This is a genomic window from Psychrobacter sp. 1U2 (genome assembly GCF_051847575.1).
The window spans coordinates 1-1,153 of sequence record NZ_JBPYDC010000372.1 but is presented as its reverse complement, the minus strand read 5'-3'; the positions used below and the strand labels follow the sequence as shown (position 1 = coordinate 1,153).

At 43.3% G+C, this 1,153-nt stretch carries 1 protein-coding gene; it reads right to left on the bottom strand.

Annotated features, from left to right (window positions below):
- Nucleotides 1-881 (bottom strand): signal recognition particle protein (locus ACS8FD_RS15905; RefSeq protein WP_439276562.1); only part of this gene is annotated, 881 nt, incomplete at its 3' end.
- Nucleotides 882-1,153 lie beyond the last annotated feature (272 nt).

Genomic DNA, 1,153 nt, shown 5'->3' with positions numbered 1-1,153 from the left:
ATACGCTGGGCTATACGCTCAGGATGAAAAAGATCTAATGCGTCTAGTTTTTCGCCGCGACCTAAGAACTTAATCGGTTTACCTGTAATCGCACGGACAGAAAGTGCAGCACCGCCACGTGCATCACCGTCGGTCTTGGTGAGGACCACACCAGTTAATGGCAATGCGTCGTTAAAGGCTTTGGCAGTATTGGCCGCATCTTGACCCGTCATCGCATCGACCACAAACAAGGTCTCAGATGGATTAACCGCCGCCGTCAGCGCCTTAATCTCATCCATCATAGTGTCGTCAATGTGCAAACGACCAGCCGTATCGATGATTAAGATGTCTTGATACTGGATCTTGGCTTCTTCAATGGCGCGCTTAGCAATATCAATAGGGTTTTCATCAATGCTTGAATTGACAAACTTGGCATTTACTTGACCGGCGACCTGCTCAAGCTGTTTGATCGCTGCTGGACGATATACGTCCGCTGAGACTAACATGACTTTTTTCTTTTGGCGCTCTTGTAGATATTTGGCTAATTTACCTGCAGTAGTGGTTTTACCTGCACCTTGCAAACCTGCCAGCAAGTAGACTACAGGCGGTTTACCTGTCATCTCAAGCTGCTGATTAGCGCTGCCCATCATCTCGGTCAGCTCATCATGGACAATCTTTACAAAGGCTTGTCCTGGTGCTAGCTCTTTGAGTACTTCCGCTCCGAGCGCTTGCTCTTTGACGCGTTTGACAAAATCACGGGTTACTGGCAAGGCGACGTCAGCCTCTAACAGTGCCATGCGCACTTCGCGCAAGGTGTCTTTAATGTTGTCTTCAGTCAGTTGTCCTGTGCCAACGATATTGCGTAGGCTTGACGACAGACGTTCTGTTAAGGTATCAAACATAAATAACTCTCAGTTAAACAGTTAAAATATTTTTATCAAAAGGCTTTTTATCAAAATATATACAGCCAAAAAGCACTTTATTAATGAGGGACTAAATAAAATAGTTTGGAATACTACTCACTTAATTTGTGTACAATTTATCCAAAAACCACCACTTATTGATACTAGCGTATAATTTACGCTTTTAGCATTTGTAGGTTTGGTAACAACTGCCTTAATAGTCATAAAGAATAATGAAGATGATTCTCAATTAGCCTTCATTTTATGATAAA